A 16,318-nucleotide genomic window follows, 5' to 3' on the forward strand; every position below is an offset into this window, starting at 1 on the left:
CGGGCGGCGGATCAGCGGGCGCCCGCCGAGACCGTCGGGCGGTCACGGGGGAGGCCGTTCGCCAGGTCCTCGGCGACGATCTTCTTCGCGATGGCGTCCGTCGCCACCCGCAGCTCGGGGCCGCTGGGACGGCCGCGTTCCTGTTCGACCCGGTCGGAGAGCCAGTCGCCCCAGGCGTGGGTGATGACGTCCGCCTCGCGCTTCCCGGCCGGGGTGTGGGAGAGCAGACTGCCGTCGCGGGTGAGGAACCCCTCGTCGACCATCCGGTCGAAGACCGGCAGGAGCACCTCGGGCGGGACCCGGCGGCCCGCCGAGATCAGACCCAGGCTCGCGTGCCCGACCGTCCGGGTGAAGAGCTCGACCTGCATGACCGCCCAGGCCCCGGCCGGGTCGAGCCGTGTGTCGGAGGCGGCGACGACCCGCCGGGCCGTGTCGAGGTCGGCGCGGCGCAGGATCCGGCCGACGGACAGTTCGAGGAGTTTCGCCGAGTCGCCCGACATGGTGGGGGAGGCGAAGCCCTCGCCCATGTCGGGCGCTGCGGCGCGGGCGGAGTCGCGGAGCTTCACCTGTTTGAGGAAGAGGGCGACGACGAAGCCGATGGCGGCGACCGGCACGGTCCAGAGGAAGACGGTGTGGAGGGTGTCGGCGTAGGCGTGGACGATGGGTTCCGCCACCTCGTCCGGCAGGGCGTGCACTCCGGCCGGGCTCTGCGCGGCCTGTCCGAGTCCGGCCGGGTCCACGCCGAGGCTCCCCGCGACGGCCGAGGCCTCGCCGACCCCGGCCGTGAGGTTGGGGGTGAGGGCGTTGACGTAGATCGTGCCGAAGACGGCGGTGCCGAAGGAGCTGCCGAGCGTGCGGAAGAAGGTGACGCCGGAGGTTGCGGTGCCGAGGTCGGCGTAGTCGACGGTGTTCTGCACGGCGATGGTGAGGACCTGCATGCACAGGCCGATGCCGACGCCGAGCACGAACATGTACAGCGAAGCGAGCCAGGTGCTGGTCCCGGGATCCATGAGCGACAGCAGGTAGAGCCCGAGCCCCATCACGAGGCAGCCGGCGATCGGGAAGATCCGGTAGTGGCCCGTCTTGCTGACGACGTTGCCGCTGAAGACGGAGGCGATGAGCAGTCCGACGACCATGGGCAGGGTGCGGATGCCGGAGACGGTGGCGGAGTCCCCGTCGACGTACTGGAGGTAGGTCGGCAGGAACGTCATCGCGCCGAGCATGGCGAAGCCGACGACGAAGCTCAGCACGGAGCACACGGTGAACACGGGATTGTTGAACAGCCGCATGGGCAGCATGGGTTCGGCGGCCCGGGTCTCCACCCAGCAGAACAGGCCGAGGGCGATGACGCCGCCGGCGAAGAGGCCGATGATGACGCCGGAGCCCCAGGCGTACTCGTTGCCGCCCCAACTGGTGGCCAGGATCAGGGCGCTGGCTCCGGCGGCGACGAGCGCGATGCCCGCGTAGTCGATGGCGGGCCGGGTCGCCGCGCGTACGGAGGGGATCGTGCGGGCGGCGGCGATGACGACGAGGATGGCGATGGGCACGTTGACGTAGAAGGCCCAACGCCAGCTGAGATGGTCGGTGAACAGGCCGCCGAGCAGCGGGCCGATGACGGTGGAGACGCCGAACACGGCGCCGATCGCGCCCTGGTACTTGCCGCGTTCGCGCAGCGGGATCACATCGGCGATGAGCGCCATGGAGGTGACCATGAGGCCGCCCGCGCCGATGCCCTGCAGCCCGCGCCAGACGATGAGCAGCGTCATGTTGGTGGCGAGTCCGCAGAGGAACGAGCCGGTGATGAACACGACCGCCGAGATCTGGAAGACCACCTTGCGGCCGAAGAGATCGCCGAACTTGCCGACGAGGACGGTCGCGACCGTCTCCGCGAGCAGGTACGCCGTGACCACCCACGACATGTGGGCGGCGCCGCCGAGGTCCGAGACGATCGTGGGCAGCGCGGTGCCGACGATCGTCTGGTCGAGCGCCGCGAGGAGGACACCCAGCATGATCGTGCCGAAGACGATGTTGCGGCGGCGGCGGTCGAGCAGGAGCGGCTCGGTGGCGGCGGCCGGGGGCGCGGGCGCCGCGTCGCTGGTCGTGGTCACTCCCGCAGCGTCACACCGGCTCCGTCCCGGTGCATGCGGGGGACCGCCGAACGGGCGGACCGTCAGAAGGTGACGGGCAGCTTCGGATGGTGCTTGGCGAGGATCTTGTTGGCCCGCGCGAGCGCCGCGAGGGCGTGCTCGCGGTCGGCGCGGTCCTCGGCGCACAGCGGCCCCCGGAACCGGTACACCTCGCGCACCGCGCAGTCCGCGTCGACCTCGGCCTGGAGGACGTGCAGCGGCAGACAGGCACCGATCAGCGCGGCCACGCGGTCGGGGATCGGAACGGGGACGAGGCGCGAGGGCGAGGTGATCACGGTTCAGTCCTAGCGGGTTCGGGAAGGGTACGGAAGGGTGTGGTCTCCATACGTACCGGATCGTCGTCAGCGTTCCGGCACGGCGGTGTCGCGGCGGGGCAACGGCGCGACGGCCCCGCGGCACCGCGCGAGGACGCCGGGGACGGGGGACCGGCCGGGGACACCGGGCGGGTACGGAGGCGTTCTCGCAGGTGCGGGGGCGGGTGGCCGTCGCCGTGGCGCACGGCCCTTCCGCGTGTCGCGCGCGCGTGCGGTGAACGCGTGGTCGACGCGGGGGTGTTGGACCCGGTCGGACGCCGAACGGAATGTGAAGCATCTCACTCGGCGGAACGGCGTCTTCCGGACAGGTCCCGCACCTTCAGGACGGTGAGAGGATCTCCGACAGGTCGTACGAGGCGGGCTCGTCCAGCTGGTCGTACCCACAGGACTCGGGCGTGCGGTCCGGACGCCACCGCTTGAACTGCGCCGTGTGGCGGAAGCGGTCACCCTCCATGTGGTCGTACCCCACCTCGCAGACCCGGTCGGGCCGCAGCGCCACCCACGACAGGTCCTTCTTCCCCGACCAGCGGCTCGGCGCTCCCGGCAGCCGCGCTCCCTCGTGCGCGGACTCCTCCGTCCACGCCGCCCACGGATGCCCGGCCGGCGGTTCCATCCGCAGCGGCTCCAGCTCCTCGATCAGCTCGGCCCGCCGGGCGGCGGTGAACGCCGCGCACACACCGACGTGCTGGAGCGCGCCCTGGTCGTCGTACAGCCCGAGCAGCAGCGAGCCGACGACCGGCCCGCTCTTGTGGAAGCGGTAGCCGGCCACCACCACGTCGGCCGTCCGCTCGTGCTTGATCTTGTACATCAGCCGGGCGTCCGGCCGGTACGGCAGATCGAGGGGCTTGGCGATCACCCCGTCGAGCCCCGCGCCCTCGTACTGCTGGAACCAGCGGCCGGCCAGCTCGGCGTCACGGGTCGCCGGGGCCAGATGGACGGGCGCGTCGACCCCGGCGAGCACGCGCTCCAGGGCCTCCCTGCGCCTGCTCAGGGGGATGTCGAGCAGGGAGACGTCCCCGAGGGCGAGGAGGTCGAAGGCGACGAACCGGGCCGGGGTCGTCGCGGCCAGCATGCGGATCCGTGAGTCGGCCGGATGGATCCGCTCGCTGAGCCGGTCGAAGTCGAGCCGCCCCTCGTGCTCGATGACGATCTCGCCGTCGACCACGCACCGCTCCGGCAACCGGGCCGCAAGCGCCTCGACCAGCTCGGGGAAGTAGCGGGTCAGGGGCTTGCCCGTACGGCTGCCGATGACCAGCTCCGGTCCGTCCCGGTGCACGATCGCCCGGAAGCCGTCCCACTTCGCCTCGTACTGCATCCCCGGCGGAATCCGTTTCACGGACTTGGCGAGCATCGGTTTCACGGGCGGCATCACCGGAAGATCCATGAGGCGATTGTCCGGTATGCGTGACTTGTCTGCGAGCTCTAGGCTGACCCGCATGGCAGGCAAGGCGGCAGCGGTGGAGTTGGAAGTCGGCGACCGGACCGTGCGCGTGTCCAATCCGGACAAGGTGTACTTCCCCGAACCCGGCTACACCAAGCTCGACATGGTCAGCTACTACCTGGCCGTGGGGGACGGCATCACCCGCGCCCTGCGCGACCGCCCCACCACCCTGGAGCGCTATCCCGACGGGGTCACCGGCGAGTCGTTCTTCCAGAAGCGAGCCCCGAAGTACCTGCCCGAGTGGATCCCGACCGCCCACATCACCTTCCCCAGCGGCCGGTCGGCCGACGAGATGTGCCCCACCGAACCGGCGGCCGTGATCTGGGCCGCCAACCTCGGCGCCGTCACCTTCCACCCCTGGCCGGTACGTCGCGACGACACCGACCGCCCCGACGAGCTCCGCATCGACCTCGACCCCCAGCCCGGCACCGACTACGCCGACGCCGTCCGGGCCGCGCACGAACTGCGCTCCGTCCTCGACGAGCACGGGCTGCGCGGCTGGCCGAAGACCTCCGGCGGGCGGGGGCTCCACGTCTTCGTCCCGATCCTGCCCCGGTGGACCTTCACCCAGGTCAGGCGGGCGGCCATCGCCTGCGGCCGGGAACTGGAGCGACGGATGCCGGAGCGGGTCACCACCAAATGGTGGAAGGAGGAGCGCGGCGAGCGGATCTTCGTCGACTACAACCAGACGGCCCGGGACCGCACGATCGCCTCCGCCTACTCCGTACGCCCGCGTCCGCACGCCCCCGTCTCCGCGCCGCTGCGGTGGGAGGAGGTCGACGACGCGGTGCCCCGGGACTTCGACATCAGGACGATGCCGGTCCGGTACGCCGAGGTCGGTGACGTCCACGCCGACATGGACGATCAGCGGTTCAGCCTGGAGTCCCTGCTCGAACTGGCCCGGCGGGACGAGGCGGAGCACGACCTCGGCGACCTGCCGTACCCGCCGGAGTACCCGAAGATGCCGGGTGAGCCCAAGCGCGTCCAGCCCAGCCGGGCGAAGAAGGAGACCGGCTGACCGGGGCGGGTATCCGCCATTGATCGAACGTTGATGGCGCGTTTACGGCAGTACGACAGTGTGACGGTCATGCAGATGGACATGCGGAGGGATATGGACATGCGGATGGATACCGACGTGCTGACCGCTCCCGAACTCTCCTGGCGCGAGGACGCCCTGTGCGCCCAGGCGGGGCCGGAGTTCTTCTTCCCGGCCCCGGGCTCGTCGACGCGCGAGGCGAAGCAGCTGTGCGGGGCGTGCGAGGGACGCGTGGCGTGCCTGGAGTACGCGCTGAGCCACGACGAGCGGTTCGGGGTGTGGGGCGGGCTCTCCGAGAAGGAGCGCGTACGGCTCAAGCGCCAGAGCCACTGAGCCCCGGGCCCGCCCGCCCCATGGGCGGTCGTTCGGTCCGTCGTTCAGCCGGCCGCGCGCGCGGCCATCCGGGCCTTGCGGGCCGCGAGCTTCTCGTCGAACTTGCTCGCCTCGCTGTCGAGCCCGTTCATGTACAGGCCCAGTTCCTCCTGCGCCTGGAGGCCCTCCGGGCCGAGGCCGTCGATCTGGAGGACCTTGAGGAAGCGCAGGACGGGCTGGAGGACGTCGTCGTGGTGGATGCGCATGTTGTAGATCTCGCCGATCGCCATCTGCGCCGCCGCCCGCTCGAAGCCGGGCATGCCGTGTCCGGGCATCCGGAAGTTGACCACGACGTCCCGCACGGCCTGCATGGTCAGGTCGGGGGCGAGCTCGAAGGCCGCACCCAGCAGGTTGCGGTAGAAGACCATGTGCAGGTTCTCGTCGGTGGCGATGCGGGAGAGCATCCGGTCGCAGACCGGGTCGCCGGACTGGTGCCCGGTGTTCCGGTGCGAGATGCGGGTCGCGAGCTCCTGGAAGGCGACGTACGCCACGGAGTGCAGCATCGAGTGCCGGTTGTCGGACTCGAAGCCCTCGCTCATGTGCGCCATCCGGAACTGCTCCAGCTTGTCCGGGTCGACGGCGCGCGAGGCGAGGAGGTAGTCGCGCATCACGATGCCGTGACGGCCCTCCTCGGCGGTCCAGCGGTGCACCCAGGTGCCCCAGGCGCCGTCGCGGCCGAAGAGGCTGGCGATCTCGTGGTGGTAGCTCGGGAGGTTGTCCTCGGTGAGCAGGTTGACGACGAGAGCGATCTTGCCGATGTCGGTCACCTTCGACTGCGACGGGTCCCAGGCCTCGCCGTCCTCGAAGAGACCGGGGAAGTTCCGGGCGTCGGACCACGGCACGTACTCGTGCGGCATCCAGTCCTTGGTGACCTTGAGGTGTCGGTTGAGCTCCTGCTCCACGACCTCTTCCAGCGCGTAGAGCAACCGGGCGTCGGTCCACTCTGCCGAGCTGCCGAGGTGGGGAGAGGTGAGCGTCACGAGTACTCCTGGGGACGGAGGGGAGGGCATACGGGAATACCTACGGATTCGTAGGTTACGAAACCGTAGGTTAAGGCTCCGTAAGGCGTCGGCCAAGCCCGTCCCGGCGATGTCCGGTTACGTTCCGCTATGCCCGCTGCTCGGGCGGGGAGCGGAGACACAGGTCACGCCGTCCGCGGCGCCCGAGGGGTGCCCGGTCCACTACGCAGAGCACATGGTCCGGGGCACCCCCCTGCCCGCCCGGATCAGTGCGACGTGTCCCTCACCTCCTCCGCCGTCGTCGGCCGCAGCTCACCGTCGAGCAGCAGCCAGCGGGTGATCCCGAGCGACTCCAGGAACGTCACGTCGTGGCTCGCCACGATCAGCGCGCCCTCGTACGCGTCGAGGGCCGCCGTCAGCTTCCGGACCGACGCCATGTCCAGGTTGTTCGTCGGCTCGTCCAGCATCAGCAGCTGCGGAGCCGGCTCCGCGAGGAGCAGCGCCGCGAGCGTCGCCCGGAACCGCTCCCCGCCCGACAGGGTGCCCACCGGTTGATCCGCCCGCGCCCCCCGGAACAGGAACCGTGCCAGTCGCGCCCTGATCGCGTTCCCCGTCGCCGTGGGCGCGAACCGGGCCACGTTCTCCACGATGCTCAGCCCGTCGTCGAGGACGTCGAGCCGCTGCGGCAGGAACCGGAGCGGCACGCGCGCCTCCGCCTCGCCCGACAGTGGCCGTACCTCCCCGGCGATCGTCCGGAGCAGCGTCGTCTTCCCGGCGCCGTTCCGGCCGACCAGCGCGATCCGCTCAGGACCCCGCAGCTCGAACCCGCCGTCCACCCGCGCCCCGTACAGCAGCTCCAGATTCCGCAGGAGCAGCACCTCGCGACCCGGCGGCACCGAGGTGCGCGGCAGCTCGACCCGGATCTCGTCGTCGTCCCGCACCGCCTCCACAGCCGCGTCGAGCCGCTCCCGGGCCTCCGAGAGGCGCTCCGTGTGCAGCGCCCGGTGCTTGCCGGCCGAGACCTGCGCCTCCCTCTTCCGGTTGTTCGCCACGATCTTCGGGACGACCTTGTTGTCGAAGCTCTTCTGCCCGTACCGCTTCCGACGGGCCAACTTCACCTGCGCGTCGCCGAGTTCCCGCTTCTGACGCTGCACGTCGGCCTCGGCGACCCGCACCATCCGCTCCGCCGCCTCCTGTTCGGCCGCGAGTGCCTCCTCGTAGGCGGACCAGGTGCCTCCGTACCAGGTCACCTCGCCGTCCCGCAGATCCGCGATCTGGTCGACGCGCTCCAGGAGTTCACGGTCGTGGCTGACCACGACCAGGACTCCGGACCAGCCCTCGACCGCCTCGTACAGACGCGCCCGGGCGTGCCGGTCCAGGTTGTTCGTCGGCTCGTCGAGCAGCAGGACGTCGGGCCGGGCGAGCAGCAGGGCGGCGAGGCGCAGCAGTACGGACTCGCCGCCCGAGACCTCGCCGACGGTGCGGTCGAGACCCACGGCGTCGAGCCCGAGCTGGTCGAGGGTGGCGCGGGCCCGCTCCTCCACGTCCCAGTCGTCGGCGAGGGCGGTGAAGTGCTCCTCCGCCGGGTCCCCCGCCTCGATGGCGTGCAGGGCGGCCCGCTTCGAGGCGATGACCAGGATCTCGTCCACCCGGCGCGAGGTGTCCAGGACCACGTTCTGCGGGAGGTAGCCGAGTTCGCCGGTGACCCGGACGGTGCCGGAGGCCGGGGCCAGCTCACCCGCGATCAGTTTCAGGAGCGTGGATTTGCCGGAGCCGTTGAGCCCGACGAGCCCCGTGCGGCCGGGGCCGACCGTGAGGCGGAAGTCGTCGAGGACCTCGGTGCCGTCCGGCCAGGAGAAGGAGACGGAGGTACAGGTGATGAACGTGGGGTGATGCGCCATGGGGGCCTCCCGGATGCGCGAGCGCGAGCGTGACTGGATGCGACGCGTGGAGACACCGAGGCGCGGCCAATAAGAAGAACGGCTCGTACGCCGAGGTCGAGAACGTCACACGCGGCACAGAGGGGCACGCGCGGCACGGTGTCTCGCAACCTCAGACGAGCAACGTCCTTCTCCGATCAGACGACGACGTGGGCGGTACTGACCGTACGCGTCGACGCGGGAGGCCACAAACGATTTACGGGGCGGACCCCGGGCCTCGTCACGGGCGCCCGTGCAGCAGCTTCGCCAGGTCCTCGTCCCAGTCCAGGTACTGGTTCTCGCGCCCCGCCGGCACCAGGTGCTGCGAACGCTCCAGGAAGCGGCGCAGCTCCGAGGTCCGGACGTGCACCATCGCCACCCCCTCCGGGGCGTGGAACTCGACCACCGTACGGTCGTACCCGTACGGACGCAGGCGTACGTCCCCGTCCCCGGCCGGGTGCTCGACGCCCTGCACGAGGAGCTCGCGCGAGAAGGCCCAGGAGACCTCGACGCCCTCCAGGGTCGCCACGGGCGGGAAGGCCATGGTCACGGCGTACGGGTCCTCGCGGTCGTACCGCAGCGTGGCGGGGACTGTCTCCATCCGCGGAGTGGATGCGACCATTCGTGCCTCTACGGCTTGTTCGATGACGGCGGACAAGACCGGCTCCTCTCACGCGGCTTCGGGTCCTGTGCGTCTCCCCGACACCAGGGCACCTGACACCTGGCAAGACGAGCGAGGCGACCGGAACGTGCACTGGGGGCCCACGTGAGCTACGTCACCCGGACCGGCGGCTCCTAGGGCCCCAGGCGGGTACGGCGCAGGTCAGCGCCGTGCGGGAGCGTCCGCGCCGGGCTCGGCGCACGTCTCGGGGCGCTCGCGGTACGGCTGATTTCCCGAGACCGAAAGGCGTGCGGCATCGCCCTCGCGGAGGTGCCGACGCGGCGCCGGGCCGGCGCGCCCGCCTCCGTCCCCCGGGAACTCGCCCTGCGAAAGGCGCCCTGGACGCGGAGCGGTCCATGGCGCTAGCTTCCGGCGCCATGACGTCCATGGGGAAGACGAGACGAAAGATGTCGGTGGGGCTCATCGGGGCGGCGCTCGCGCTCACCCTGACCGCCCCGGCGCGCGCCGGGGAGATCCCCACGGCCGCGAACGGCGGTCAACCGGCCTCGGCCGAAGGGGATTCGGCCGGTTGGCAGCTGACGCCGACCGGCACCGACGCACGCTTCCGCGGCCTCGCGCCGGTCGACCGCCGTACCGCCTGGGCCGCCGGCTCCAAGGGCACGGTGCTGCGCACCACCGACGGCGGCAGGAGCTGGCGGAACGTCTCGCCGCCCGGCGCCGCCGAACTGGAACTCCGGGACGTGGAGGCCTTCGACGCCCGCCGGGCCGTCGTCCTCGCCATCGGCGAGGGTGAGGCCTCGCGCGTGCTGCGCACCGAGGACGGCGGAGCCACCTGGACCGAGTCCTTCCGAAACACCGATCCGCGCGCCTTCTACGACTGCATGACGTTCTTCGACCGCCGACACGGGCTCGCCATGAGCGACCCCGTCGACGGCAAGTACCGCATCCTCGCCACCCGCGACGGCGGCCGCTCCTGGAACGTGCTGCCCAGCGACGGGATGCCGGACGCGCTCCCCGGTGAGGCCGGCTTCGCCGCGAGCGGCCAGTGCCTGGTGTCGGCAGGGCCCCGGGACGTATGGCTGGCGACGGGCGGCGGGGCCACCGCGCGCGTGCTCCACTCCGCGGACCGGGGACTGACCTGGACCGCCACCGTCACGTCCGTCCCGGCCGGGGACCCGGCCCGAGGCGTCTTCGGGCTCGCCTTCCGGGACCGGACGCACGGCATCGCCGTCGGCGGCGACTACCGCAAGGACCAGCAGTCCCCGCAGGCCGCCGCGGTCACCGCCGACGGGGGCCGCACCTGGCGCGCCTCGGCCACGCCCCCGCCCGCGTACCGCTCCGGCGTCGCCTGGCTGCCGCACAGCCGGAGCGCCGCCCTCGCGGTCGGGCCGACCGGCACGGACCTGACCACCGACGGCGGCCGGACCTGGCGCACCGTCGACACCGGCTCGTACGACACGGTGGACTGCACGCCCGACGGCTCCTGCTGGGCCGCGGGCGAGAAGGGCCGGATCGCGGTGGCCGGACCGGGCGCCTAGGGTCCTTCGCTCGGGTCGGGCCGGCTCGGGGAGCGGTGCCGGCCCTCGCGAGCCCGGCCCTCGCGAGCCCGGCCCTCGCGAGCCCGGCCCTCGCGAGCCCGGCCCTCCGGGCAGACGGCGCTACTTTCCGGGCAGCCCTAGGAGGGCAGCTGCTCCCGGAACGCCGCCAGGCCCTCGGCCGTCTTGGTCGCGTAGAACTCCGTGATCCGGTACGCGCACACGCCCTCGACGCTGAAGGGGTCGGCCGCCACGATCTTCTCGATCTCCGCGCGGTCGACCCCGGCGGCCAGGATCACCCCGCCGTCACGCGGGTTCTTCCGCCCCGAGGCGACGATCACGCCGGCGGCGTACTGCGCGTCGAGCCACTCGATGTGCGCGTCGAGCAACGCGTCGACCCGCTCGACGGGCGCGGTGTAGGTCAATTCCAGTACGAACATGATCGCCAGGCTACCCGGTGCCCTCCGGCCGGGAGCCGGTCCACGGGCGACCGTAGGGTGGCCCGCATCATGACGATCATCGAGATTCCGGCGGGCTGGCCCGCCGACGAGACGGCCGCCCGAGCCGTCCAACAGGAGCTGCGGGGACGCCTCGTGCGCGACGAGGACGGTCCCGCGGCCGGCGAGGGGCATGTCACGGGGCTCGACGTGGCCTACGACGACGAGCGCGATCTCGTCGCGGCGGCCGCCGTCGTCCTCGACGCGCGGACCCTTGAGGTGGTGGAGGAGGCCACGGCGGTCGGCCGGGTGTCGTTCCCGTACGTCCCCGGGCTCCTCGCCTTCCGTGAGATCCCGACCGTCCTCGCCGTGCTCGACCGGCTCACCGCCGACCCCGGCGTCCTCGTCTGCGACGGCTACGGCCTCGCCCACCCCCGCCGCTTCGGGCTCGCCAGCCACCTGGGGGTGCTCACCGGCCGACCCTCCATCGGCGTCGCGAAGAACCCCTTCACCTTCACGTACGACCAACCCGGCACGGCGCGCGGCGAGTTCTCCCCGCTGCTGGCCGACGGCGAGGAGGTGGGGCGCGCCCTGCGCACCCAGGCCGGGGTGAAGCCGGTGTTCGTCTCCGTGGGCCACCGCGTCTCCCTCGCCAACGCCTGCGCCCACACCCTCCACCTCACCCCGCGCTACCGCCTGCCCCAGACCACCCGCCACGCAGACTCCCTCTGCCGCCGCGCACTGAAGGAGGCGCTGGGGGAGGGGTGAACGGGGCGGGAACGCGTGCCGAGGCGTCGGGACCGGGCTGGGCTCGCGATCGACGAGCCCAGCCGTCCCGGGGCGTCAAGCTGAGTATCTGTACGGATGCCGGACCATGATCCCGCCCGGCAGAGTGAGGCCCATGACACCACCCCTTTCCGCTTCCACGCGTTCCGCCGCGCGCGGCCTCGACCTCGTTCTCGCCGCTGCCGGGCTCGTCGCCCTGGCCTGGGTCCTCGCCATGCTGTACGTCGTCGCCGCCTGGGTCCTCGCGTGATCGGGCGACTGCGCTGCCTCGTTCTCGACTGCCCCGACGCCAGGGAACTCGCCGAGTTCTACCGGCAGTTGATCGGAGGCGAGGTGGAGGGCTCCGATCCCCGGTGGGCCGTCGGCGAGGGCGCCGCCGTGCTGCGCGGCGACGATGGGCGGGCTCTCGCCTTCCAGAGCGTGGCGGACCACCGTCCGCCGGTCTGGGGAGCGCCCGAGCAGCAGTTCCACCTGGACGTACGGGTCGACGACCTGGAGGCCGCCCACGAGGCCGTCCTCGCGATCGGAGCCGTACCGCTCGGCGGGGGAGGGGTCGACGACGGGGGCGGCGACCCGGCCTGGCGTGTCTACGCGGACCCGGCCGGACACCCGTTCCGCCTCGTGCGGCCCTGACCGGGCACGGAACCGTGGGGCCACCCCGTACGGCCCTGACCGGGCACGGAACCGTGGGGCCGCCCCGTACGGCCCTGACCGGTTACATGCCTGCTGAGCTTTCCGTGCCCGTCGAGCCTCCCTCTGCGGTCTGGTCCGCGGCTCCGGTCAGCCGTGGTGCGCCACCCGGAAGCGGATCCCCGCCGCGGTCAGCCGGGCGGTGAGGGCGTCGCCCATCGCCACCGCCGTCGTCACCTGGCCCGCCGTCTGCGGGAGCGGGTCGAAGGCGAGGCAGAGGGCAGACTCGGCGAGCATCTTGGCCGTCTCGTCGTAGCCCGGATCGCCACCGGACACCTCGGTGAAGACCCGGCGGCCGCCGCCCTCGCCGACGAAGCGCACCGAGAACCAGCTGCGCGCCCGTCGCTCCGGGGACGGACCCCGGCCCGCTTGGTAACGGTTCATCAACCAGTTCCGAACTGGCGGAAGTTGCGCGGCCGCCACGCTCGCGCCGACCGCTGCGGCGCCCCCGAGCGCCACCGGAAGCGTCTTCACGGAGGCGTAGTGCCGGTAGCGGAAGTCCGGTCCGTACCGCTCCAGGGCCGCGGCCGAGCGCGCCACGACCTGCGGGTCGAGCGTCGGCAGCGGCAGTGCCCAGGCCCCGGTCTCCCGGCTGAAGCGCGGTCCGCCCAGCGGAGCCCGCGCCCGGCGCCCGACCGACCGCGGTTCGTACAGCCGCCGTTCACGTGCCGCCCGCTGGATCTCCCGGCCCCGGCCGAGCGCGGTCAGCGCCGACGCGAACGTACCCCCGGAGAAGGCCGCCCCGGCCCTGACGAAGCCGTCGACCCGGAGCGGTACGCCCTCCGGGAGCTGCTGGACGGTGAAGTACACGCCCAGGTCGTGCGGGACGGAGTCGAAGCCGCAGGCGTGCACGATCCGGGCGCCGGTCTCCCGGGCGCGCGCGTCGTGCCGGACGTACGTCAGGTCGACGAACTCGGCCTCCCCGGTGAGGTCCACACAGTCCGTGCCGGCCTCCGCGCAGGCGGCGACGAGCCCGTCCCCGTACCAGACGTACGGGCCGACGGTGGTGGCCACCACCCGCGTGGACTCGGCGAGTTCGCGCAGTGAACCGGGGTCGGCGGCGTCCGCGATGACGAGCGGCAGCTCGGCGCAGTGCGGCCACCGGGCGGCGAGCCGTTCGCGCAGGGCCGTGAGCCCGGCCCGGTCGCGACCCGCGAGCGCCCACCGGCACTCCGCGGGCGCGTGCTCGGCCAGGTAGGCGGCGGTGAGCTCGCCCACGAACCCGGTCGCCCCGAACAGGACCACGTCGTACGGCCTGCCCCCACGCTCCGGACCGTCCCCGCCCCCAGACGGCGCCTCGGCCCCAGACGGCGCTTCGGCCCCAGACAGCGCCACGGCCCCGGCCGACGCTCCAGCCTCAGCCGACCCCTCCGCTCCAGCCTCAGCCGACGCCTCCGCCCCAGCCCCGGACGACGCCTCAGTCGCCGCCTCCGCCCCGGCCTCAGGCGGCATTCCCGCCTCCGCCCCCGCCCCGGACCCGCTCCCGCGCCCCGAGCCGCCCTCCGCCTCGCGTCCCACGCCCGCCGCCCCTGTCTCCATCCAGCCCCTCATCTCGGCCGTACCGCGCCGCCGCGCGCGGTTGTCGTCGTCGGCGGAGGATAGCGGGTCCGGTGCCGGGCCCGGCCCGCGCCCCGGGGCCGTAATTTTCCAAGCGCTTGCTCGGCCGGGGGGCTTGTGCGGAGTGGAACACGTTCCTAGCATCTCCGGTGTTACATCATTGGTGTCACACAGGCCTGGGGGTTGGATGAGCACGACGCACACCACCGGGAACGGACCGCTCACCGGGGTACGCGTGGTCGAACTCGCCGGCATCGGCCCCGGCCCCTTCGCCGCGATGCTCCTGGCCGACCTGGGGGCCGACGTCGTCCGCGTCGACCGCCCCGGCGGTCCCGGCCTGGGCATCGATCCGGCCCGCGACCTCACCAACCGCAACAAACGCTCCGTCCTCGTCGACCTCAAGGCCGACGGCGGCCCGGCCACCGTCCTGGACCTGGTCGAGCGGGCCGACATCCTCGTCGAGGGCTACCGCCCCGGGGTCGCCGAGCGCCTCGGCGTCGGCCCCGACGTCTGCCTCGCCCGTAACCCCCGGCTCGTCTACGGTCGGATGACCGGCTGGGGCCAGGACGGGCCGCTCGCCATGACCGCCGGCCACGACATCGGCTACATCGCGATCACCGGCGCGCTCGGCATGATCGGCCCCGACCCGGACGGCCCGCCCACCGTCCCGGCCAATCTCGTCGGGGACTACGCGGGCGGCTCCCTCTACCTCGTCATCGGCGTCCTCGCGGCGCTCCAGCACGCGCGGGCGTGCGGCGAGGGCCAGGTCGTGGACGCCGCCATCGTCGACGGCACGGCGCACCTCACGACCATGATCCACGGCATGCTCGCGGCCGGCGGCTGGCAGGACCGGCGGGGCGTCAACCTCCTCGACGGCGGCTGCCCGTTCTACGGCGTGTACGAGACCTCCGACGGCGGCCACATGGCGGTCGGCGCGCTGGAGGAGCAGTTCTACGCGGAGTTCGTCCGCCTCCTCGGCATCGAGGACGTCGCACCCGCGCGCCGCGACCTCGCCCGCTGGCCCGAGCTGCGCGAGGCCGTCGCCGACCGTTTCCGGAGCCGTACCCGCGAGGAGTGGACGGCCGTCTTCGACGGCAGTGACGCCTGCGTCGCGCCCGTCCTCTCGCTGCGCGAGGCTCCCGCCCATCCGCACCTCGCCGCCCGCGCCACCTTCACCGAGCACGGCGGGATCGCCCAGCCCGCCCCCGCGCCCCGCTTCTCCGTCACCCCCGGCACCCTGCGTACGGGCCCCGCCCTGCCCGGTGCCGACACCGCGGCCGTCGCCCGTGACTGGGCAGTCCCCGCGCTCGGCGGACCGAAGCAGACCCAGGAGACCGAAGCATGAAGCGTCAGCTCTACACCGCCGACCACGAGGCCTTCCGGGCGACGGTCCGCACCTTCCTGGAGAAGGAGGTGCTGCCCCACTACGAGCGGTGGGAGAAGGACGGCGTCGTCTCCCGCGACGTCTGGCTCGCCGCCGGACGGCAGGGCCTGCTCGGTCTCGCCGTCGACGAGGAGTACGGAGGCGGCGGCGACCCCGACTTCCGCTACGGCGCCGTCCTCGCCGAGGAGTTCACCCGGGCCGGCGCCCCCGGACTCGCCATCGGCCTGCACAACGACATCATCGGCCCCTACCTCACCTCGCTCGGCACCGAGGAGCAGAAACGCCGCTGGCTGCCCGGCTTCTGTTCCGGGGAGCTGATCACCGCCATCGCCATGACGGAACCCGGCGCCGGCTCGGACCTCCAGGGCATCCGTACGACCGCCGAGGACCACGGCGACCACTGGATCCTCAACGGCTCCAAGACCTTCATCTCCAACGGAATCCTCGCCGACCTCGTGATCGTCGTCGCCCGCACCACCCCGGAGGGCGGCGCGCACGGCCTCTCCCTCCTCGTCGTCGAGCGCGGAGCCGAGGGCTTCGAGCGCGGCCGCAACCTGGACAAGATCGGCCAGAAGTCCCAGGACACCGCCGAGCTGTTCTTCGAGGACGTCCGCGTCCCCAAGGAGAACCTGCTCGGCGAACTCAACAGCGCCTTCGTCCACCTGATGACCAACCTCGCCCAGGAGCGTCTCGCCATCGCCGTCGCCGGCATCGCGGGCGCCGAACACCTCCTGGAGATCACCACCCGGTACGTCAAGGAGCGGGAGGCCTTCGGCCGGCCCCTCGCCCGGCTCCAGCACATCCGCTTCGAGATCGCGGAGATGGCCACCGAGTGCGCCGTCACCCGGACCTTCGTCGACCGCTGCATCACCGAGCACACCGAGGGGGGACTCGACGCCGTCCATGCCTCCATGGCCAAGTGGTGGGCGACCGAACTCCAGAAGCGGGTCGCCGACCGGTGTCTGCAACTGCACGGCGGATACGGCTACATGAGCGAATTCCCGGTCGCCAGGGCCTACACCGACGGCCGGATCCAGACCATCTACGGCGGCACCACCGAGATCATGAAGGAGATCATCGGCCGTTCCCTCCTCGGCTGACCTCCTGCCGTCCGACTCC

Annotated in this window: 16 protein-coding genes; 8 read left to right on the forward strand and 8 right to left on the reverse strand. The window is 72.4% G+C overall.

Annotated elements, in window-relative coordinates; all coding sequences use genetic code 11:
• Positions 1–11 precede the first annotated feature (11 nt).
• The 3 genes from ABZ567_RS11300 to ABZ567_RS11310 form a co-directional block, all read right to left on the reverse strand.
• Entirely contained in the window at positions 12–2,108 is a 2,097-nt protein-coding gene (locus tag ABZ567_RS11300; RefSeq protein ID WP_360787009.1) for an MDR family MFS transporter, read from the reverse strand.
• Between the two features lie 62 nt (positions 2,109–2,170).
• Positions 2,171–2,419 carry a hypothetical protein gene (locus ABZ567_RS11305; RefSeq protein WP_360787613.1) on the reverse strand — a complete coding sequence of 83 codons (249 nt, stop codon included), beginning with the start codon at positions 2,417–2,419 and terminating at the stop codon, positions 2,171–2,173.
• Between the two features lie 361 nt (positions 2,420–2,780).
• Positions 2,781–3,845, reverse strand: coding sequence for an ATP-dependent DNA ligase (locus ABZ567_RS11310; RefSeq protein WP_360787012.1), 1,065 nt, complete (start codon positions 3,843–3,845; stop codon positions 2,781–2,783).
• Between the two features lie 52 nt (positions 3,846–3,897).
• On the opposite strand from ABZ567_RS11310, the gene ligD reads away from it, so the two are divergent.
• Complete coding sequence (ligD, locus tag ABZ567_RS11315) at positions 3,898–4,920, forward strand: non-homologous end-joining DNA ligase (RefSeq protein WP_360787015.1); 1,023 nt, start codon at positions 3,898–3,900, stop codon at positions 4,918–4,920.
• Between the two features lie 105 nt (positions 4,921–5,025).
• Positions 5,026–5,271, forward strand: a complete 246-nt coding sequence (locus ABZ567_RS11320) for a WhiB family transcriptional regulator (RefSeq protein WP_360787616.1) — start codon at positions 5,026–5,028, stop codon at positions 5,269–5,271.
• A gap of 44 nt (positions 5,272–5,315) precedes the next feature.
• Here ABZ567_RS11320 and ABZ567_RS11325 read toward each other — a convergent pair whose 3' ends face one another.
• The 3 genes from ABZ567_RS11325 to ABZ567_RS11335 all read right to left on the reverse strand — a co-directional run bounded on the left by ABZ567_RS11325 (position 5,316) and on the right by ABZ567_RS11335 (position 8,846).
• On the reverse strand, positions 5,316–6,290 hold the full coding sequence (locus ABZ567_RS11325; RefSeq protein WP_360787017.1) for an acyl-ACP desaturase: 975 nt from the start codon (positions 6,288–6,290) through the stop codon (positions 5,316–5,318).
• Positions 6,291–6,535: 245 nt separating this feature from the next.
• Positions 6,536–8,170 (reverse strand): ATP-binding cassette domain-containing protein, encoded by a 1,635-nt coding sequence (locus tag ABZ567_RS11330; protein ID WP_360787020.1) that lies wholly within the window; start codon positions 8,168–8,170, stop codon positions 6,536–6,538.
• A gap of 259 nt (positions 8,171–8,429) precedes the next feature.
• The gene (locus ABZ567_RS11335; RefSeq protein ID WP_360787022.1) at positions 8,430–8,846 is read right to left on the reverse strand and encodes an SsgA family sporulation/cell division regulator; all 417 of its coding nucleotides are present in this window, start codon (positions 8,844–8,846) and stop codon (positions 8,430–8,432) included.
• A 380-nt stretch (positions 8,847–9,226) separates the two neighbouring features.
• On the opposite strand from ABZ567_RS11335, the gene ABZ567_RS11340 reads away from it, so the two are divergent.
• Positions 9,227–10,348, forward strand: a complete 1,122-nt coding sequence (locus tag ABZ567_RS11340; RefSeq protein WP_360787619.1) for an oxidoreductase — start codon at positions 9,227–9,229, stop codon at positions 10,346–10,348.
• 137 nt (positions 10,349–10,485) lie between these two features.
• Here the strand turns inward: ABZ567_RS11340 and ABZ567_RS11345 are convergent, their stop codons facing one another.
• Positions 10,486–10,785: a YciI family protein gene (locus ABZ567_RS11345; protein WP_030313612.1), complete on the reverse strand. Its 300-nt coding sequence runs from the start codon at positions 10,783–10,785 to the stop codon at positions 10,486–10,488.
• A gap of 69 nt (positions 10,786–10,854) precedes the next feature.
• Between ABZ567_RS11345 and ABZ567_RS11350 the strand changes: the two genes are divergently transcribed.
• From ABZ567_RS11350 to ABZ567_RS11360, 3 genes are all read left to right on the forward strand, one after another.
• On the forward strand, positions 10,855–11,550 hold the full coding sequence (locus ABZ567_RS11350; RefSeq protein ID WP_360787026.1) for an endonuclease V: 696 nt from the start codon (positions 10,855–10,857) through the stop codon (positions 11,548–11,550).
• Between the two features lie 133 nt (positions 11,551–11,683).
• Positions 11,684–11,818: a hypothetical protein gene (locus tag ABZ567_RS11355; RefSeq protein WP_360787028.1), complete on the forward strand. Its 135-nt coding sequence runs from the start codon at positions 11,684–11,686 to the stop codon at positions 11,816–11,818.
• A complete protein-coding gene (locus tag ABZ567_RS11360) occupies positions 11,815–12,201 on the forward strand; it encodes a VOC family protein (protein ID WP_360787031.1) in 387 nt (128 codons plus the stop codon). The genes ABZ567_RS11355 and ABZ567_RS11360 overlap by 4 nt, the downstream gene beginning before the upstream one ends.
• A 147-nt stretch (positions 12,202–12,348) precedes the next feature.
• On the opposite strand, the gene ABZ567_RS11365 is transcribed toward ABZ567_RS11360, so the two are convergent.
• On the reverse strand, positions 12,349–13,503 hold the full coding sequence (locus ABZ567_RS11365) for a saccharopine dehydrogenase NADP-binding domain-containing protein (RefSeq protein WP_360787034.1): 1,155 nt from the start codon (positions 13,501–13,503) through the stop codon (positions 12,349–12,351).
• A gap of 499 nt (positions 13,504–14,002) precedes the next feature.
• Between ABZ567_RS11365 and ABZ567_RS11370 the strand changes: the two genes are divergently transcribed.
• Both ABZ567_RS11370 and ABZ567_RS11375 read left to right on the forward strand, forming a co-directional pair.
• Positions 14,003–15,160 carry a CaiB/BaiF CoA-transferase family protein gene (locus ABZ567_RS11370; protein ID WP_360787036.1) on the forward strand — a complete coding sequence of 386 codons (1,158 nt, stop codon included), beginning with the start codon at positions 14,003–14,005 and terminating at the stop codon, positions 15,158–15,160.
• Entirely contained in the window at positions 15,157–16,299 is a 1,143-nt protein-coding gene (locus tag ABZ567_RS11375; protein ID WP_360787039.1) for an acyl-CoA dehydrogenase family protein, read from the forward strand. Before ABZ567_RS11370 ends, ABZ567_RS11375 begins: the two co-directional genes overlap by 4 nt.
• Positions 16,300–16,318 lie beyond the last annotated feature (19 nt).

The sequence above is a fragment of the Streptomyces sp. NPDC016459 genome, assembly GCF_040632845.1.
GTDB lineage: Bacteria > Actinomycetota > Actinomycetes > Streptomycetales > Streptomycetaceae > Streptomyces.

What these genes read in the sequence shown, in the direction of transcription:
- ABZ567_RS11310 (WP_360787012.1), bottom strand. Translation starts at nt 3,845, where the DNA reads ATGGATCTTCCGGTGATGCCGCCCGTGAAACCGATGCTCGCCAAGTCC.
- ligD (WP_360787015.1), top strand. Translation starts at nt 3,898, where the DNA reads ATGGCAGGCAAGGCGGCAGCGGTGGAGTTGGAAGTCGGCGACCGGACC.
- ABZ567_RS11320 (WP_360787616.1), top strand. Translation starts at nt 5,026, where the DNA reads ATGGATACCGACGTGCTGACCGCTCCCGAACTCTCCTGGCGCGAGGAC.
- ABZ567_RS11330 (WP_360787020.1), bottom strand. Translation starts at nt 8,170, where the DNA reads ATGGCGCATCACCCCACGTTCATCACCTGTACCTCCGTCTCCTTCTCC.
- ABZ567_RS11340 (WP_360787619.1), top strand. Translation starts at nt 9,227, where the DNA reads ATGACGTCCATGGGGAAGACGAGACGAAAGATGTCGGTGGGGCTCATC.
- ABZ567_RS11345 (WP_030313612.1), bottom strand. Translation starts at nt 10,785, where the DNA reads ATGTTCGTACTGGAATTGACCTACACCGCGCCCGTCGAGCGGGTCGAC.
- ABZ567_RS11350 (WP_360787026.1), top strand. Translation starts at nt 10,855, where the DNA reads ATGACGATCATCGAGATTCCGGCGGGCTGGCCCGCCGACGAGACGGCC.
- ABZ567_RS11355 (WP_360787028.1), top strand. Translation starts at nt 11,684, where the DNA reads ATGACACCACCCCTTTCCGCTTCCACGCGTTCCGCCGCGCGCGGCCTC.
- ABZ567_RS11370 (WP_360787036.1), top strand. Translation starts at nt 14,003, where the DNA reads ATGAGCACGACGCACACCACCGGGAACGGACCGCTCACCGGGGTACGC.
- ABZ567_RS11375 (WP_360787039.1), top strand. Translation starts at nt 15,157, where the DNA reads ATGAAGCGTCAGCTCTACACCGCCGACCACGAGGCCTTCCGGGCGACG.